9 protein-coding genes are annotated in these 18,881 nt (G+C 55.8%); all 9 read left to right on the plus strand.

What is annotated here, in order from left to right; all coding sequences use genetic code 11:
• Positions 1-179 precede the first annotated feature (179 nt).
• The 9 genes from ACO2Q8_RS02845 (at position 180) to ACO2Q8_RS02885 (ending at position 18,868) form a co-directional block, all read left to right on the plus strand.
• A complete protein-coding gene (locus tag ACO2Q8_RS02845) occupies positions 180-3,308 on the plus strand; it encodes a SusC/RagA family TonB-linked outer membrane protein (RefSeq protein ID WP_423343266.1) in 3,129 nt (1,042 codons plus the stop codon).
• Between the two features lie 11 nt (positions 3,309-3,319).
• Positions 3,320-4,813, plus strand: coding sequence for a RagB/SusD family nutrient uptake outer membrane protein (locus tag ACO2Q8_RS02850; RefSeq protein ID WP_423343267.1), 1,494 nt, complete (start codon positions 3,320-3,322; stop codon positions 4,811-4,813).
• Positions 4,814-4,943: 130 nt separating this feature from the next.
• Complete coding sequence (locus ACO2Q8_RS02855; protein ID WP_423343268.1) at positions 4,944-7,301, plus strand: DUF1549 domain-containing protein; 2,358 nt, start codon at positions 4,944-4,946, stop codon at positions 7,299-7,301.
• A gap of 103 nt (positions 7,302-7,404) precedes the next feature.
• Positions 7,405-8,838: a DUF1501 domain-containing protein gene (locus ACO2Q8_RS02860; protein WP_423343269.1), complete on the plus strand. Its 1,434-nt coding sequence runs from the start codon at positions 7,405-7,407 to the stop codon at positions 8,836-8,838.
• Between the two features lie 360 nt (positions 8,839-9,198).
• The gene (locus ACO2Q8_RS02865; RefSeq protein ID WP_423343270.1) at positions 9,199-12,399 is read left to right on the plus strand and encodes a SusC/RagA family TonB-linked outer membrane protein; all 3,201 of its coding nucleotides are present in this window, start codon (positions 9,199-9,201) and stop codon (positions 12,397-12,399) included.
• A 34-nt stretch (positions 12,400-12,433) separates the two neighbouring features.
• On the plus strand, positions 12,434-13,942 hold the full coding sequence (locus tag ACO2Q8_RS02870) for a RagB/SusD family nutrient uptake outer membrane protein (protein ID WP_423343271.1): 1,509 nt from the start codon (positions 12,434-12,436) through the stop codon (positions 13,940-13,942).
• A gap of 137 nt (positions 13,943-14,079) precedes the next feature.
• Positions 14,080-16,770 (plus strand): c-type cytochrome, encoded by a 2,691-nt coding sequence (locus tag ACO2Q8_RS02875; protein ID WP_423343272.1) that lies wholly within the window; start codon positions 14,080-14,082, stop codon positions 16,768-16,770.
• 133 nt (positions 16,771-16,903) lie between these two features.
• Positions 16,904-17,695 carry a 3-keto-disaccharide hydrolase gene (locus ACO2Q8_RS02880; RefSeq protein WP_423343273.1) on the plus strand — a complete coding sequence of 264 codons (792 nt, stop codon included), beginning with the start codon at positions 16,904-16,906 and terminating at the stop codon, positions 17,693-17,695.
• Between the two features lie 117 nt (positions 17,696-17,812).
• On the plus strand, positions 17,813-18,868 hold the full coding sequence (locus ACO2Q8_RS02885; RefSeq protein WP_423343274.1) for an aldose 1-epimerase family protein: 1,056 nt from the start codon (positions 17,813-17,815) through the stop codon (positions 18,866-18,868).
• Positions 18,869-18,881 lie beyond the last annotated feature (13 nt).

The following is an 18,881-nucleotide window of genomic DNA, read 5'->3' on the forward strand; positions in this document are numbered from 1 at the left end:
CTTAACTCATTAACCTTTTATTTTATGACCGCGACAAACCGCCTAACTTAATTGCCGGGTACGTTACCGCTACCCTTTTTCCCGCCTTTCTACCGGGCCGTCACCTTGTTCAGCAGGCCACTGTGCCGCTGATTCTCTGCCAATCACATTCTCTGGTTCTTGTTTCTAACACGACAATCATGCAAAAACTCATACCCTTCAACCCGCTGCCACAGGTGCTGAAGAGGCTTTTGGCCCTTCCGCTTTGGCTGCTTTGGCTGCTTGTTACCAGCCTGTACGCAAATGCTTACACTGTCCTGGATCGCACGGTGACTGGTCTGGTCAAAGACGAAAAAGGAGACGGCCTGCCGGGTGTCAGCGTCGTTCTGAAAGGCACAACCCGGGGCACGACCACGACCGCCGACGGAAGTTACCGCCTGGATGTGCCGGAAAACAATGCCACGCTGGTCTTCTCCTTCGTCGGCTACCAGTCGCAGGAAGTTAACGTCGGATCGCGCACCAAAATCGATGTGCAACTGGCCGTCGGCGACCGCTCCCTCGACGAAGTCGTTGTCGTCGGGTACGGTTCGCAACGCAAACAGGACATTACCTCCGCCGTTTCGGTCATCAACATGAAAGACATCGGCGAACAACCCGCCAACAACATGAACCAACTCCTCCAGGGCCGGGCACCGGGTGTGGTCGTGAAGCAGAAAAGTGGGACGCCCGGCGGGGTTTTTGAAGTTCGCGTCCGGGGGATCAGTTCGCTGGGTGCGGGTAGTAATCCGCTCTATGTCATCGACGGTTTTGCGGTCGGCACCAGCGTCGGGCAAAACCTCAACCCGAACGACATTGAAAGCATCTCGGTTTTGAAAGATGCGGCTTCTACGGCCATTTACGGAGCCCGGGGGTCCAACGGCGTGGTGCTGATTACGACTAAAAGTGCCAAAGAAGGCAAGGTAAACGTCAATTTTGCGCTGGACTACGGGGTTCAGAACGTGCCGATGTCGCGCCGGGTGAAAATGCTGAACGGGGTCGAATTTGCCCAGTTCAAGAAAGACGTGTTCATGGACCAGATCCGGATTTTGCAGGGCCGCGAACCGTCGATTGAAGAAGTGCCCATCGGCTACCGGTTTCCGGAACAGACGAAATATTCGACCGACTGGTTTGACCTGATCATGCGTAAAAACGCCCCTTATTCCGACGCTAACCTGACAGTTTCGTCCGGGGCGGGGCCGATCAAGGCCCTGCTGTCGGTCGGCTATTACAAGGAAAACGGAACGATCAAGGAGACGGATTACGACCGGATTTCGGTGCGGGCGAACCTCGGCGGTCAGGTCAACAAATTTATCAACGTGGGCCTGAACATCAACGGAACCTACACCCGTCAGAATGTAGCCAATACCGATGGCCGGAGCAACCTCGTCGGCGGGTCGCTGCTGATGGACCCCCGCGCCACGCCCTATAACCCGGACGGTTCGCTGGTGCCGTACATCAACGGGGTCGATGGCGTATTCGGCTTCCCGAACCCGCTGTTTGTCCTCCAGAACGTCATGCGTAAACGAAACATCGCCGACCTGCTGACGAACGGTTTTGTCGAAGTGTCGTTCCTGAAAGATTTTAAGTTCAGGACCTCGGCCAACGTGAAGCTGAACAACAACACGTACCGCGAGTTCGTGCCGTCGACGATCGGCTTGCCGGTGGCCAACGGAACCGCCGGTGCGCCCCCGCGCCTTGCGACGGCCAACAACACCACCGAAGAGTTGACCAACTACTCCCTGGATCAGTTGCTGACCTACACGCCCAAATTCGGCGACAGCCACACCGTTGAAGCGCTGGTGGGCTACACGGCCCAGCAGGAAACCGTACGCGGTATTTCCGGCACCGGCAACACCTTCCCGGATGACCTGGTGCCGTACCTGGGTGCGGCCTCGATCCGGTCGTCGAATTCCTACGAATTTGGCTGGACGATGCTGGCGTTTCTGAGCCGGGTCAACTACTCCTACAAAGACAAATACCTGCTGTCGGCTTCGTACCGGCGCGAAGGCAGCTCGCGGTTTGGGGCCAAAAACAAATACGGCGATTTCCCGGCGGCTTCCATCGGCTGGCGGATTACCGAAGAACCGTTTATGCCCAAAACGTCCTGGCTCAATGACCTGAAACTCCGCGCAAGCTGGGGCGTTACGGGAAACAACGAAATCGGAAACTACCCGAGTCTGGCCTTCGTCACGGCCAACAACTACATCCTGGGCAACTCGTTCGCAGCCGGAAAAGTGGTCAGTTCGTTTGCCAATCAGGAGTTGAAGTGGGAAAAATCGAACCAGTTAGACATCGGGATGGATATCGCGCTGTTTAACAACAAGCTGTCGCTGAACCTTGAATACTACAACAAGATTACCAACGACATGCTGCTGCCGATCTCGATTCCGGCGGTTTCCGGGTTTACGACCAGTTTGGCCAATATCGGCAAAGTCGAAAATAAAGGCTTCGAACTCGGCGCGGAATTCCGGACGAACATCGGCCCGGTTAACTTCCGGACCAGCCCGAACATCACGTTTAACCGGAACAAGATTCTGGCCATCAAAGGTGCCAACGACATGCTTTGGTATGGCGGTTTCTACGGTGGCTATAACGTGCAGAAAGTAGGCCGCCCGATCGGGATGATTTACGGCTACCGGAAACTGGGCATTTTCAACACCCAGGCCGAAATCGACGCCTGGCCGAAGCAGGACGGCGCGATTCCCGGCGCGATGAAGTTTGAAGATACCAACGGCGATGGCGTGATTTCGTACGATACGCAGGATATGGTCGAAATCGGCAACCCCAACCCGGCCTTTACCTGGGCCTGGACCGTTGCCGCCGATTACAAAGGATTTGATTTCAATATTCTGTTCGTTGGCGCGCACGATTTCGACGTCTACCGCAACATTGAAGCCTCGACGATGAACATGGACGGTGTATTCAACGTCCTCGACAAAGCGAAAGACCGCTGGCGCTCGCCCGAAAACCCGGGTTCCAACCCGAACGCCAAGAACTCGCAGGGCGGAACGAGCTACTTCAAATGGTCACGCGAAAGCAGCGAGCGGTATGTGTACGATGCCAGTTATGTCTGGCTCAAAGCCATCACGCTGGGCTATACCTTCCCGCGATTCAAGTCGATCCTGAGCGATGCGCGCATTTTTGTGACCGGCAACAACCTGTTCCTGTTCACCAAATACCCCGGAAACAACCCGGATGCCGGAGTTCGGGGCGGTACGGAGCTGAACAATGACGACGAATCGTATCCGGTTCCGAGAACCGTTGCCGCCGGGATTAAACTGAACTTCTAATCTTCACGAAAATGAAAAAAATAACCGTAATCGGGACTCTCCTTCTTTGCCTGTCTCAGTTTTCGTGCAAAGATGATTACTTGGTCACCACCGATCCCACCCGGATTGGTTCCGACCTGTTTTACCAAAACGAAACCCAGTTTCAACAGGCCCTAAATGGTGTGTATGGGCAATTGCAAACCATCACCAACACAGCTTACATTTTTCAGGAATTTCCGTCAGACAACACGACGCTCGACTTCAACCCGCTCGACCGTGGGGGAGCCGCCGGTTGGGAAGCCTTCGAATTTTCGACCGTCAACCAGGGAAACGGTGAGATTTCTAACGTCTGGAACCAATATTATTCGGCCCTGTACAACACCAACTACACGCTGGAAAAACTGGCCACCAGCACGCTGGATGCCGCCGTTAAAGCTCCCATCGAAGGGCAATTGAAATTTCTTCGCGGGTATTTCTATTTCAATCTAGTGCAGTATTTCGGTGATGTCGTACTCGTCACGTCGACGCTCGACAAACCGGATGCGGCTTTCGACCTCGTGCGGTCTCCGCAGGCCGACGTCTGGGCGCAGGTGGAAAAAGACCTGAAAGAAGCCGTTACGCTACTGCCCGCGACCTACCCGACGGCTCAGGCTGGCCGCGCCACCAAAGGAGCCGCTCTGAGCCTGCTCGGCAAAGCGCAGTTGACCCAGAAGAAATACGCCGATGCCGTCGCAACGCTCAAGCAGGTAACCGGGTATTCGCTGAACCCGGTGTATGCCGACAACTTCAACCCGGCCCGCAAGAATGGCCCGGAATCGATTTTTGAAGTACAATACCAGGGTGGCAACGATTTGGGCGAGTGGAGCAACTTTGCCTATGTGTTTGCACCCCGGCTGTCGGCCGGAGCCATCACGGGCTTTGCCAACACCGCCCCCGGTGGCCGGAACATCCCGACCAACGACCTGATTGCGGCTTACGAAACCGGCGATGTGCGGAAAGATGCCTCGCTGAAGACCAGCTACACGCTGAACGGCACGGTAGTGACTATTCCGTACATCACCAAGTTCACGTATCCGCACACGATTTCGGGCCGGACCGACAACAATTGGCCGGTTTTGCGCTATGCCGATGTGCTGCTGATGCTGGCCGAAGCAATCAACGAAGCCAGCGGCCCCACCGCCGAAGCGTTCGATTACCTGAATCAGGTGCGGAAGCGGGCCGGTCTGGCTGCCAAAACCGGTCTGGACAAGGCGGCCCTGCGGGATGCCATCCTGAAAGAACGCCGGGTCGAGCTGGCCTTCGAAAACCACCGCTGGTTTGATTTGCGCCGGACCAAAACCCCGGCCGAGCTGACGGCTTTCATGAATGCCTACGGCGCGAAAGAAAAAGCCAAACCGACCGTCGATCGGGGCGGAATCGCGTTCAACGCCCAGGATTACGTCTATTCTGATTTTGAATACGTTCTGCCCATTCCGGCTCCGCAGATTCTGATCAATGCCAAATTGACGCAGAATCCAGGGTACTAGCGGAAAGTGCAGGATAGTTTACGCTGAAAAATGCACCTTATTGGATGGATTAAGGTTAAAGTAGGATTGATCCATGCTTTAAGGTGCATTTGGTGCTAGTGATTGCTCAACTAATCCTTTATTACAAAAAGTGACCGTTTTAACTGAATCGTTTTGGCTTTGGCAATTTCTGGGTCGGCTGCACCCGCTGATGGTTCACTTTCCGGTGGGATTGCTCTGCGTGGCCTTGTTGTTGGAAATCATCGGCTGGTCGCGTAAATCGACCGACCTGCGGGCCGGGATTACCGCCCTGCTCTGGATTGGGGCCGGTAGTTCCGTCCTGGCCGCTGTTTTCGGACTTATTCTGATCAACCAGGAGGAATACGGGGGCGATACCGTTACGGTTCACCAGTGGTCGGGGCTGGCCACGATGGCGCTGGCCATTGGAACGGTTTTGGCCCTGCGGTCCGGGCGTGTGGCGCTTTACCGGAGTTTGCTGTTCCTGACGGTTTTCGGCGTCACCATTGCCGGGCATTACGGTGCGCTGCTGACCCACGGCGAAGATTATTTAACGAGCGTATTGCCGTTTGGCAAGGAAAAAAGCCCCTCAACCACCGACCCCAACCTGGCCTTCATCAGCAACACCAACCAGCCGCTTACCGATAAACAAATCGAAGACCTAAACCTCGAAGTGCGGTCGATTCTGGCCCATAACTGCTACAGTTGCCACAGCGCCACCAAAACGAAAGGTGAACTCCGGCTTGACAAGAAAGAACTAATCTTCAAAGGCGGTGAACACGGCGAAATCCTGAAACCGGGTCATCCGGAAGACAGTGACCTGATCCGCCGGGTGAAACTGCCCGCAGGGCACGACGACGCCATGCCAACCAAGGGCAAACGGCTGACCGACAAGGAAATTGCCGTGCTCGAATTCTGGATCAAACAGGGCGCACCCTGGCCGAGCGGAACCGAAAAAAGCATCTACCGCGTGGCCTCGCTTGAACCCCGCATGCCCGCCGTTCCGGCCGCCACCGGCGACCTGACCAATCCCATCGACCGGTTTGTGAATGTCTATTTTCAGCAGCACAAAATCACCTGGAAAGCCCCGGTCGACGACCGGACGTATCAGCGCCGGGTGTACCTGGACGTGATCGGGTTGTTGCCAACGCCGGACAAGGTGAAGGCTTTCCTTGCTGACCCCCGGCCCAACAAGCGCGAATTGCTGGTGACCGAACTGCTCAACCGCAACGAGGATTACGCCCAGCACTGGCTGACGTTCTGGAACGATGCTCTGCGCAACGATTATTCCGGCACCGGCTATATCACCGGCGGCCGTTTCGACATTACGAAATGGCTGTACACCTCGCTCAAGACCAACAAACCGTACAACCTGTTTGTCAAAGAGTTGATTAGTCCGAACAAAGAGTCGGAAGGTTTTATCAAAGGCATCAAATGGCGCGGCACCATCAACTCCAGCCAAAGCACCGAAATGCAGGCGGCTCAGAACGTGTCGCAGGTATTGCTGGGGCTGAACCTCAAATGCGCGTCCTGCCACGACAGCTTCATCAGCGACTGGAAGTTGGCCGATGCCTACGCCTTTGCTAACGTCTTCTCGGACACGACGCTCGAAATTCACCGCTGCGACAAACCAACGGGCAAACTGGCGGGCCGGGCTATTCTTTTCAAGGAACTGGGCACGATCAACGCCAACGCTCCCACGGAAGAGCGGCTTCGCGAACTGGCCAATTTCCTCACCCAGCCCAAAGACGGCCGGTTGTACCGGACGCTGGTCAACCGGGTTTGGGCGCAGTTGATGGGGCGCGGCCTGGTTGAACCCGTCGATGAGATGGACCGCGAACCCTGGAGCCAGGATTTGCTCGACTGGCTAGCGGCTGATTTTACGGCCAACGGCTACGACATCAAGCGGCTGATGGCGCAGATTCTGACTTCCAAAACCTACCAACTACCGTCGATCAGCATTAAAGACCCGGCCCTGCTGACAGCCCCAACTTTTGTGTTCGAGGGCATGGTACGTCGCCGGATGTCGGCCGAGCAGTTTGCCGATGCCGTCAGTCTGGCCTTCAACCCGATTTACGGCGATTCGTCGCTGGCCGAGAAACGGTTGCCCGAAACCATCAAACAGGAAATGCCGTTCCCGCGCGCTTCGCTCGTCAAAAACGACCCGTTCCTGACGGCTCTCGGACGCCCGAACCGCGAAACCGTCAGCACCAGCCGGGCCTCACAGGCCAATCTGTTGCAGGCGCTGGAACTGACCAACGGGGCCAAATTCAATGCGGCTCTTAAACAGGGTGCCCAAATCTGGAAAGCCAAATACCCTACCTCCGACAAGCTGGTGCATGACCTGTACTGGAAAGCGCTCGGTCGCGAACCCTTGCCCAAGGAGCTGGCCGTAGCCGAAAAAATTGTAGGCAAAACACCGAACATTGAGGGCATTCAGGATTTGGTATGGGCCATTAGTCTGCATCCTGAATTTCAATTGATTAACTAGAAATACCCCAATCCCCTAAAGGGGGCTGAAACATCCGGATTTGAGAGCCCGGCACTGGCCGCCCGGCCTTTAGGGGGTTGGGGGTAAAAAGAACGAAAGCAATATGAAAACCAGTTGGAACCGACGGGAATTTCTGCAGCGCACCAGCGCGGCAACCCTGGCCGCGATGGCGGCCGGTGCTCCGATGGCGAGCCTTCTGTCGGGCTGTAAAACCAAGAAAATCGGCCAGACCGACGGAACCGCCGACACGGTGATTCTGCTCTGGATGGCGGGCGGTATGGCACATACCGAAACATTCGACCCGAAAAAGTATACGCCCTACGAAAAAGACATGGAGGGCAACCGCGTGCTGAGTACCTTCAAATCCGTGCCAACGGTTCTGGATGGCATTCACTTCTCGGAAGGCCTCGAATCCATTGGGAAGGTGATGGACAAGGGCACGCTGATCCGGTCGTATGTTTCGGCCGATTTGGGCCATATTCTGCACTCGCGGCACCAGTATCACTGGCACACCTGCTACGAACCACCCCAAACCGTGGCGGCTCCGCACATCGGTTCCTGGATTGCCAAGGAACTTGGCCCGAAAAACCCGGTTATTCCGGCCTTTATCGACATCGGCCAGCGGTTTACGGTGGGCGAAGCCGAAGAACTCAAGGCGTTTCACACGGCCGGTTTTCTGGGCAACGAGTTCGGCCCCTTCTTCATTCCGGACCCTAGTCAGGGCCTCGAAAGCGTCCGACCGCCGGTCGGGATGACGGCCAGCCGGTTTGAGCGCCGAAACCAGTTGTACAACGAGCTGATCAGCAACAGCCCCTTCGGCGAGTTCGGCAGTGATTACCAGAAAGAATCGCTCCGGCGGTCAATGGAACAGGCCTATAGCCTGCTCAACTCGCCGGAAGCCAAAGCGTTCGATCTAAGCCAAGAACCGAAGGAAATTTACGACATCTACAATACCGGCCGGTTTGGACTGGGCTGTCTGCTGGCCCGCCGGCTCACGGAGCAGGGTGCGCGGTTTATCAGCGTCACGACCGAATACGAACCGTTCAAGGGCTGGGACACGCACGAAAACGGCCACACGCGCCTGGTCGACATGAAGAAGTTGATCGATGGCCCGGTGGCGCAGTTGGTGAAAGATCTTGACAAAACTGGTCACCTCGACCGAACGATGATCATTCTGGCGAGCGAATTCAGCCGCGATATGATGGTGGAAGGTCGCCCGGACGAGAAGGTCAAGGAGCAGGTCAACCAGCCGGATATTCTGTCCGATATGAAGTTTTACGGCATGCACCGGCACTTTACCGACGGCAGTTCGGTGCTGATGTTCGGGGGCGGCATCAAGCGGGGCTTCGTGTATGGCAAAACCGCCGATGAGCGTCCCTGCAAAACGATTGAAAATCCGGTCCGGATTGATGGCATTCACCAGACCATCTATCACGCGTTAGGTATCGCTCCGGACACGCAGTACGAGATTGAGAAGCGACCTTTTTACACAACGCCCGACGGAAAAGGAAGGCCAGTATTGGATCTATTATCTTGACTACCAAGGATTTGATATTAGCTTAATCGAATAAACAAAACTTTTTTAAAAAAAGCAGCAGAGTAAAGGACAGTCCGAACGCTATCTTTTCCTTAATTGAATTTATTTTACAATAAATAGAAATTAAGCAATACCCTATTTCTAGTGCTTTCTGACCTCCCGAAGTCGCCGGCACGCCAGCAATACAACCTAAAAACCCTTGAAGCATTTACCCTTAACCCTACTTCAACCTATGTTGTAAAAGCCCATCCGTTGAACCCTGATCCTGATCCAAACTGACCAGGTTCATCCAGTGATTGGCCGTCCGGACGCCGTTGTGTCCACCGGCCCTATTTCCTAAACCCTTAGCCATCTTTATGTATGAACCAACGCATTACCACTTGGGGTAATCCTCATTTCAGTGCGAAACAAATCATCGGCTCGTGTCTTCTTCTTTCCTTATTAACCAGCCCGACCTGGGCCGATTCTGCTGACGACAAAAACCGTCTGGCACGAAAAGCAACGATCCATACTACTCCCCTGGCCATCGATGTAACGGGCCGTGTCACCGACGAAAGCGGGGGCGGCTTGCCGGGTGTCAACGTTGTGGTGAAAGGCTCTACGCAAGGTACCACGACCGATGCCGATGGCCGATTCAAAATTTCCGTCCCCGACAACCGGGCCACCCTGGTCTTCAGTTCGGTCGGCTACCTCAAACAGGAAGTGGCTGTCGGGAGCCAAACAACAATCAATATAAAGTTGCTTCCGGACGACCAAACGCTGTCGGAAGTGGTCGTCGTCGGTTACGGGAGTCAGTTGAAGAAAGAAGTTACCGGCGCGGTACAAACCGTAACGGCCAAAGAACTGAAAGATATTCCGGTTTCTCAGGTGACGCAGAAACTCCAGGGTCGTCTGGCCGGGGTTCAAATCAACCAGACGACCGGAAAACCGGGTCAGGGCATGTCGGTCCGGATTCGGGGCCAGTTGTCGGTTTCGGCCGGTAGCGAGCCGCTTTACGTCGTCGACGGTTTTCCGATCACCGGCAGCATCGGTGCCATCAACCCCGACGAGATTGAAGACATTTCGGTGTTGAAAGACGCTTCGTCCACCTCGCTCTACGGATCGCGGGCGGCCAATGGCGTCGTGCTGATCACGACCAAACGCGGGAAAGCCGGGCAGACCAACATCAGCTTCAACGCCTTTGCCGGGGTGCAGCAGGTACCGGAGCGTGGCCGGATCAAAATGCTGAACGCCGTCGAGTTTGCGCAGTTCAAGAAGGAATTCTACGAAGATACGAATCAGCCGGTTCCGGCCGAATTCCAGAACCCCTCGCAATACGAAGGCAAAAACAACGACTGGTACGGCGCGCTGATCCGGCAAGCCCCGGTGCAGAGCTACAACCTGACCATCACGGCCAATACCGAAAAGTCCCGGACGGCCATCGTGGCTGGGGTGTTCAACCAGGAAGGGGTGATTTTGAATAACAAATACATCCGGTATTCGCTCCGGATGAACACCGACTACGACATTTCGGAGAAAGTACGGGTCGGTTTCAACGTGGCTCCGCAGTATGTGTTCGACAACACGCCCCGCACCGATGGCGACCGCGGAACCGGGATTCTGTTCAACGCCCTGCACACCTGGCCGGTGATGCCCATTTACGACGCCAACGGCGAACTGACCAAGTTCAACCAGTTTCCGGGTAGCACAGGGAACATTTTCGCGTATCCGAACTGGGTGCGCGCGGCTGAAGAACTGGTCAACGAAACGAAGCAGACCAAAATCCTGAGCAATGCGTACCTGCAATACAGCCCGATCAAAGGGCTAAACCTCAAATCGACCATCAACGTCGAGTTTGAGAACAACAAGTTCTTCTTCTTTAACCCGTCGACGGCCACCAGCGCCATTAACGTGCCGATCCCGACCATCGCCGTCTCGATCCGGCAGGCCCTGGAAAATGTGGGCTGGCTGAACGAAAACACGGCAACGTACGCGCGGTCGTTCGGCGACCACAGCTTTGAATTGCTGGGCGGTTTTACCAACCAGCGGTATCGTCAGGAATTCTCCCGGATTCAGGCCGACACCTACGCCGACGACCGGCTGCCAACCATCCAGGGGGCATTGAATATCAATCGGGGGGGCACGAATAACGGCGTGAACGAATGGACGCTGACCTCGCTGCTGTCGCGGTTGAACTACAATTACAAGGGCAAGTACCTGTTCACGGCGGCTATCCGGCGCGATGGTTCGTCGCGGTTCGGGTCGGCTAACCGCTGGGGTACCTTCCCCTCGGCCTCGCTGGGCTGGGTCATCTCCGACGAAGATTTCCTGAAAGGGACGCCGGAGGTTTCGTTCGCCAAACTGCGGGCCAGCTACGGGGTGATCGGCAACAACAACATCGGGAACTATACCCAGTATGCCCTGGTGAACAACACGGTGAATGCGGTTTTCGGAAGTACCGTCGCTACGGGTGCGGCCGTAACATCCCTGGCGAACAGCAACCTGGGCTGGGAGACAACCAAACAACTCGATTTGGGCTTAGACCTGGGCCTGTTCAACGACCGGATTCAGTTTACCTACGATTACTACACCAAGCGCACCACCAACCTGCTGTACGCTGTCCAGATTCCGCAGGAAGCCGGTTTTAGTAACTTCAACGATAATATCGGTGAAATCAAGTTCTGGGGCCATGAATTTGCCTTGAACACCCGCAACACGGAAGGCAAACTGAAGTGGACCACCAACGCCAACATTTCGTTCAACCGCAACAAGGTGATGGAACTGGCACCGGGCATCGACCGGGTGTACGGATCCTTCCACATTACGCAGGTCGGACAACCCTTCGGGCAGTTCTACGGCCTGGTGAAAGAAGGCTTCTACCGCAGCGCGGAAGAACTCGCCAGCTCACCCATCATTCCGGGCCGCTCGGCCATCGGAACCGTCAAAATGCGGGATGTCAACGGCGACGGGGTGATTACCTACGGCGGGGATGCCGACGACCGGACGATCATCGGTACACCATTCCCAAAATTCACCTACGGGATTGTCAACAACCTGACCTATGGCAACTGGGATTTCTCCATCGTGGGTTCCGGTTCCTACGGCAACCAGCTCTGGGTACGTCACCTGTACAGCACGGCCAACCTCGACGGCGTATTCAACATGGTCGCCGGGGTGAAAGACCGCTTCCGGGTTAAAAACGATCCGGTGACCAACAAGCCGACGACCGTTATCACGGAAGGAAGCGGCATGTTTGGTGCTACCAACGGCGGGGGTAACTTCACCGGCGTAGAACGCGACTGGAACAGCTCACACTTCCTGGCCGATGCCTCGTTCTTCACGATCAAAAACATCACGCTGGGCTACAACATTGGGGCGGTGAACAAATTTTTCAAATCGGCCCGCCTGTATGCCTCCGTTCAGCAGGTGTATGTTTTCACGAAATACTGGGGTGGTCCGAACCCGGAAACCAGTGCCCAGGGCGACGGCAACGGCGACGGCGGCAACCTGAGCCAGGGCGTCGATCTGTCCAATTACCCGGTCCCGCGCACCTACACGATCGGTGTCAACCTGAATTTCTAAGCCTGATATCCTCTCCTTATTAAGCAGAACACGCATGAAGACAAAATATATAGCCACCGTGCTGCTGGCCCTGGCCCTGACCGGTTGCAAAGACGATTTCCTGAATGTCGTTCCCGAAACCGCCCTGAGTTCGGCCACGTTCTTCACCAAAGAAGCCGACTTTCAGCAGGCCGTCAATGCCGCCTACGCACCGCTCCGGCAAATGTTCAACGAACGGGCGTGGGTCCTGGAGGAAATGCACTCCGACAACACCTATTACGCCCGGAACATCCTGTACGGAGCCGTTGACAACACCGAGAACGTTGCCGACTTTGCCGTTCCGTCGGCCAACGGGGTAACGGCCAATGACAACGTGCTGGTGCAGTACCGCCTGAACTACCAGATCATCGCCCGGACCAACCAGATCTTGGCAACCATCGACAACGTTGATTTTGGTGCCGAGTCGAAAAATAACCTGAAAGGACAGGCGCAGTTTCTTCGGGCCTTCGCGTATTTCGACCTGATTCGGCTGTTCGGAAAAGTGCCGCTGCACCTGACGCCGGTCACCAGCCGCGAAGATGCTGCCCTGCCGCTGTCGACCGCCGAGCAGGTATACGCCCAAATCGAAAAAGATGCAACGGATGCCAGTAAGGGGCTGCCCAACAAAGCCAAGCAGGAAGCCGGACGCATTACCTCGGGAGCGGCCAAAACCCTGTTGGCTAACCTGTATATCACCCAGAAAAAATGGGCGCAGGCCGAAGCCTTACTGAAAGAAATCGTCGCTAACGATGGTTATTCGCTGATGCCCGATTACAACAACGCTTTCTCGTTTACGGGTACCAACAAGAACAACGCCGAGTCGGTTTTTGAAGTCCAATACATGGAAGGCTCAGCCGGTTTCAACGGGAATCAGATTTACCGGTTTATTCCCTCGCCGATTACCGCTGACGAAATTCGGCCGATCACCGGAACCGCGAACGCCCAGCCCACTTCGCAGGAAAGTAACAATGTTCCGACGCCGGACCTGATTGCGGCCTACGAAACCGGTGACAAACGGAAGGATATTTCCATCGGCTACGTAACGCTGAGCCAGGCGCTGACGGAAAACAAAACCTTTCCGTACATCAAGAAATACGCCCGGACGCACGCGCAGCACAACAACACCGGCCAGAACTGGCCAGTTTACCGTTACGCCGAAGTGCTGCTGTTCCTGGCCGAATCGCTCAACGAACAGGGCAAAACCGCTGAGGCTGCCACGTACCTGAATCAGGTGCGGGCCCGGGCCGGACTGGCGGCCACCACGGCCACCACCCAGGTCACCATGCGCGAAGCCATTTTCAAAGAGCGTCGCGTGGAACTGGCCTTCGAAAACAAACGCTGGTTTGACCTGACCCGCACGGGCCGCGTGAAGGAAATCATCGGAGCTTATGGGGCCAAGGTGAAAGCCAATCCACAGGCTTATTATTTCCCGAAAGGGGCCGTTCCTCCGCCGAACGCCTTTACGAACCTGGAGGATTATTACCCACTCCCGGCTGTCGAAGCGGCTCTGACTCCGCATTTTTAATCCGCACGCCCGGCCGGTTTTCTGAACCGGCCGGGCTAACCCCTTACCGGATGACGCATGCTTTACCTAAGTTCCCGTGCAGGCCATCAGTAGGAAGGCTTTTCTTTTGCTTTTTACCGTAAAAACCCAACTAACTTATGTTTTCTCCGTACCGATCGGTTAAGCTCTTTTTATCCGTTTCTGCACTGGTGCTGGTCGGGGCCTCCTGGGTCACGATGCAGGTGTCCGGAACCGATAAGAACCTCGCCGACAATTCCAAAATCGACAAGCTAAAGCTGCTGCCCGGCTTCAAAGCCGAACACTTGTACAGCCCGTCCGAGAACGGCCAGGGTTCGTGGGTTTCGATGACATTCGACGATAAAGGCCGTATGATTACCTCCGACCAGTACGGTGGCCTGTTCCGACTGAAAATTCCGGCGGTTGGGTCGGGGCTCACCAAGCCCGCCGTCGAACGGCTTAAAGTGGGCCAGGATACACTCGGCATGGGCTACGCGCAGGGACTGCTGTATGCCTTCAACAGCCTGTACGTGATGGTCAATAACCGCTCGAATCCGCGCTTTCCGAAATCCAGTGGTTTATACCGTTTGCAGGATACGGATAATGACGACCAGTATGATAAGGTGACACTGATCCGGGAACTCAAAGGCGAAGGCGAACACGGTCCGCACAGCATTGTGCTCTCGCCCGACAAACAATCGCTGTACGTGGTCGCCGGAAACCATACTGACGTTCCGCAAATGGACGCCTACCGGTTGCCCTCCAACTGGAAAGAAGACAACCTGTTCCCGTTGATTAAAGACCCCCGCGGCCACGCCAACGACCGCATGGCCCCCGGTGGCTGGGTTGCCAAAATCGATCCAGAGGGAAAACGCTGGGAACTGATCGGTGCCGGTTTCCGGAACGAGTTCGACGTGGCTTTCAACGAAAACGGCGACATGTTCACTTACGATTCGGACATGGAGTGGGACTTTGGAACGCCCTGGTACCGCCCCACCCGAATTTGCCACATCACCAGCGGAGCCGAATTCGGCTGGCGCACTGGCAACAGCAAATGGCTGCCGGGCAATCCCGACAACCTGCCGCCCCTGCTGAACATCGGCCAGGGCTCGCCTACCAACGTTTTCTACGGAGCCAATGCCAAGTTTCCCCAGAAATACCGCCAGTCCCTGTACGCATTCGACTGGAGCTTCGGGATTATCTATTCCATCCACTTGAAACCGAAAGGCGCTACGTATGAAGGGGAACGTGAAGAATTTATTTCGGGCTCACCGCTGCCGCTGACGGACGGAGCCATCGGCCCCGACGGTGCCATGTACTTCCTGACCGGCGGTCGCCGGCTGGAATCCGATCTGTACCGGGTCACGTACACGGGCACCGAATCGACCCCAACGACTCCGCTGGCCGCTAACGCAACGGCTGAGCATAAACTCCGGACCAGCCTGGAGCAATACCACCAGGGAGCCAATCCGGCCGCTATCGAAGCCGCCTGGCCGCACTTGAGCCACCCGGACCGGTTTGTCCGGTATGCTGCCCGGATTGCCGTTGAACACCAGCCCGTCGCCCAGTGGCAGGACAAGGCACTGGCCGAAACCAACCCGCAACGGGCTACGCAGGCCATTGTTGCTCTGGCCCGGCAAGGCAACGAGTCGGTGAAAAGCAGCGCCCTGAATACGCTGCTCAAAATCAACTTTGCCCAGCTTCCCGAATCGCAGCAATTCGATGTACTGCGGGCGTTCGAACTAATTTTTCTGCGTATGGGTGCGCCCGATGCCGCCGATAAATCCAAAGTGATTGCCTACCTCAACCCGCATTATCCGGCTAAAACCGCTTTGGTCAACCGGGGTCTGAGCAAAGTGTTGATCTACCTGGAAGCACCGGGGGTGATCCAGAAAACGCTGGCCCTGATGGACAAGAAAGAAGAACCGGGAATGAACGCCCTCGACCTGACACCAGCCACGGCTTCGTCTGACCTGATTCTGCGTAACCCGCAGTACGGGCTGGATATTGCCAAAATGCTCGAAAAAGTACCACCGCTGCAACAGACGTACTACGCTGTCATGCTGAGCCGCCAGGAAACCGGCTGGACGCCCGAACTCCGCGACAAGTATTTTACCTGGTTCGGCAATGCCTTCAAGTACCAGGGCGGACGGAGCTACGTCGGATTCATCGACCGTGCCCGGAAACTGGCGCTGGCCCATGTGCCGAAGGACCAGTTCGAGAAGTACAACAAACTGTCGGGTGCCGAACTGCTGACGACCTCAGGGAACGACATTGCGATGGGCTACTCACCGAAAGGTCCCGGTCGGCGCTGGCAACTGGATGATGCCGTGGCCGCCGTGGGTAACGACCTCTCGGGTCGGAATTTCGAGCAGGGCAAGAAAATTTACGGTGCGATTCTCTGCAGCCGCTGCCACTCGATCCAGGGTTCGGGCGGTGACGTTGGTCCGGATTTGACCCAACTTGGAACCCGGTTTTCAAACAAAGACATGCTGGATGCCATCATCAACCCCAACAAGGCGGTTTCGGACCAGTATGCCTCGACCATCTACACGCTGAAAAACGGGCAGTCGGTCGTGGGTCGCCAGCTTTCGGAAGACAAGACGAGTTACACGATTTCGCAGAACCCCTTTGCACCGGATCAAACCCGCAAAATTCTGAAGAAGGACGTTACCGGTACCAAGTATTCGTCGGAATCAATCATGCTGCCAGGCCTTATCAACAGCCTAAATCCCGACGAGTTGAAAGATCTGATGGCGTACCTGAAAGCCGGTGGCAATCCGGACAACGAAGTGTACAAAGCCAGCGGTGGTGCCGCTAAAGGCAAATAATTGTTATATACCCCTAAATCCCGAACGTCGGCCCGGCCTAAAAGGGACTTCTGGAACCGACAAAGCCGTGTCCAAGTCCCCTTCAGGCCGGGCCGACGTTCGGGATTTAGGGATTAAACCAACCCAAAACCATATGTTAAAAAAAGCAACTTTTAAGCTTCTGCCGACCGGATTGCTGCTGGCGGCTTTCCTGACCAGCAGTGTCACGACGGTTTGTGTCGGTCAAAGCAAGAAGAAAGATAAAAAAGACGGTTTTGTGTCCATCTTCGACGGGAAATCGCTCAAAGGCTGGGACGGTGACCCGACCTACTGGCGGGCCGAAAACGGCGTACTGGTCGGGGAAATTACGCCCACGACGCTCCTGAAAACCAATAACTTTATCATCTGGAAAGGTGGTCAACCGGCTGATTTCGAGTTAAAAGGCGAGTTTAACATTACCGAATCCGGCAACTCCGGTATCAATTACCGCAGCGAACAACTCACCGATATTCCGCACGCTTTGCGCGGTTATCAGGCCGACATCGACGGGAAGAACAATTATACCGGCCAGAATTACGAAGAACGCAAACGGACCACGCTGGCGTACCGGGGCCAGAAAACCACCATCAAGCCCTACGACGGTCCCGCGACCCCGGAAGGAATCCGGGCCAATGTCGCCCGAAATGCCTGGAAAGGCCTGAACGTGACCGGTTCACTGGGTAGTTCGGACTCGCTGAAGACCTTAATCAAGAGCAACGATTGGAACAGTTTCCACCTGATTGTGAAAGGCAACAAATTACAGCATTACATCAACGGCGTGCTGATGAGCGAAGTCACCGACGAAGATACCGTCAACGGAGCCGCCAAAGGCTTTCTGGGCATCCAGGTCCACGTCGGCCCTCCGATGAAAGTGCAATACCGGAACCTGATGATCAAGCAGTTGTAACCCGTACCCACGGACTTTAGTCCGTGTGAGCTAACCCATTTCTAAGTTGATACCAACAACTGAATCATAGAAGCTCACACGGACTAAAGTCCGTGGGTACGGAAAAATAAATCTAATTTGACACCCACAACCTGGCACAACAAACTCTCCCACCCGGCCCAATGGGGCGGCATTGAAACGGCGGTTCTCGACAACGGCGCGGGCCGGGGCACCCGGATTGCCTGGATCAATACCGGAACCGGGCTGCGGTACAAAGTCGTCATCGACCGGGCAATGGACATTGCCGACGCGTTTTACAACCAACACGGTCTGGCCTGGATCAGCCAGGTCGGAATTACGTCCCCGCAACCATTTTCGGATCAGGGCATCGACTGGCTACGGACGTTCACCGGCGGTTTGCTGACCACCTGCGGCCTGACGCACGTTGGTGGTCCCGAATCCGATGAATACGGCCAGCGCGGGCTCCACGGCGAAATCAGCAACCTTCCCGCCGAAATCGAATCCATCCTCCAGCCCGATCCGGCGCGGGGGAAATTCGACATGAGCATCACCGGCATCATCCGGCAAACGCGGGTTTTCGGCCCCAGCCTGGATCTGCGACGCACGATTTCGGGCACGCTCGGCCAGCCCATCATTCGGATTCAGGACGAAGTCATCAACCGGGCCAACACGGCAGCTCCGCACATGCTGTTGTACCATTTCAACTTCGGCTGGCCGCTGGTCGATGAAGGCACCGACATTGTCTGGCAGGGCGACTGGCGCCCCCGGCATCCGGATCAGGAAAACAAAATTTTTGTCGAAGGCAACGACTTCCGGAAATGCCCCGCCCCGCTGGACGATCACAGCGGTTTTGGCGAGGAAGTCGCCATCATTGACCCGACACCCGATGCCGACGGTCGCTGCACCGCCGGTTTGTACAACGACAACCTCGGTTTTGCCCTCGCCTTACGGTTTCGGAAAGAGCAGTTGCCGTGGCTCACGAACTGGCAGCATTGGGGCAAAGGCGAATACGTGACGGGCATCGAACCCGGCACGCATCCGCCGATCGGGCAGGCTGCCGCCCGCCAACAGAAGACCCTTCTGTTTCTGGAACCGGGGGAAAGCCGCACCTACGAAGTTGAAATCGAAATACTGAGTAAGGAAGACGCCATTCAATCCTTTTTAAGAAAATAAGTGTAAGCCGAAT

This window comes from Larkinella sp. VNQ87 (assembly GCF_049445795.1).
Lineage (GTDB): Bacteria > Bacteroidota > Bacteroidia > Cytophagales > Spirosomataceae > Larkinella.

Bases quoted from the DNA above. Each gene is read 5' to 3' on its own strand.
- ACO2Q8_RS02880 (WP_423343273.1), top strand. From the start codon at position 16,904: ATGTTAAAAAAAGCAACTTTTAAGCTTCTGCCGACCGGATTGCTGCTG.
- ACO2Q8_RS02850 (WP_423343267.1), top strand. From the start codon at position 3,320: ATGAAAAAAATAACCGTAATCGGGACTCTCCTTCTTTGCCTGTCTCAG.
- ACO2Q8_RS02860 (WP_423343269.1), top strand. From the start codon at position 7,405: ATGAAAACCAGTTGGAACCGACGGGAATTTCTGCAGCGCACCAGCGCG.
- ACO2Q8_RS02865 (WP_423343270.1), top strand. From the start codon at position 9,199: ATGAACCAACGCATTACCACTTGGGGTAATCCTCATTTCAGTGCGAAA.
- ACO2Q8_RS02870 (WP_423343271.1), top strand. From the start codon at position 12,434: ATGAAGACAAAATATATAGCCACCGTGCTGCTGGCCCTGGCCCTGACC.
- ACO2Q8_RS02875 (WP_423343272.1), top strand. From the start codon at position 14,080: ATGTTTTCTCCGTACCGATCGGTTAAGCTCTTTTTATCCGTTTCTGCA.
- ACO2Q8_RS02845 (WP_423343266.1), top strand. From the start codon at position 180: ATGCAAAAACTCATACCCTTCAACCCGCTGCCACAGGTGCTGAAGAGG.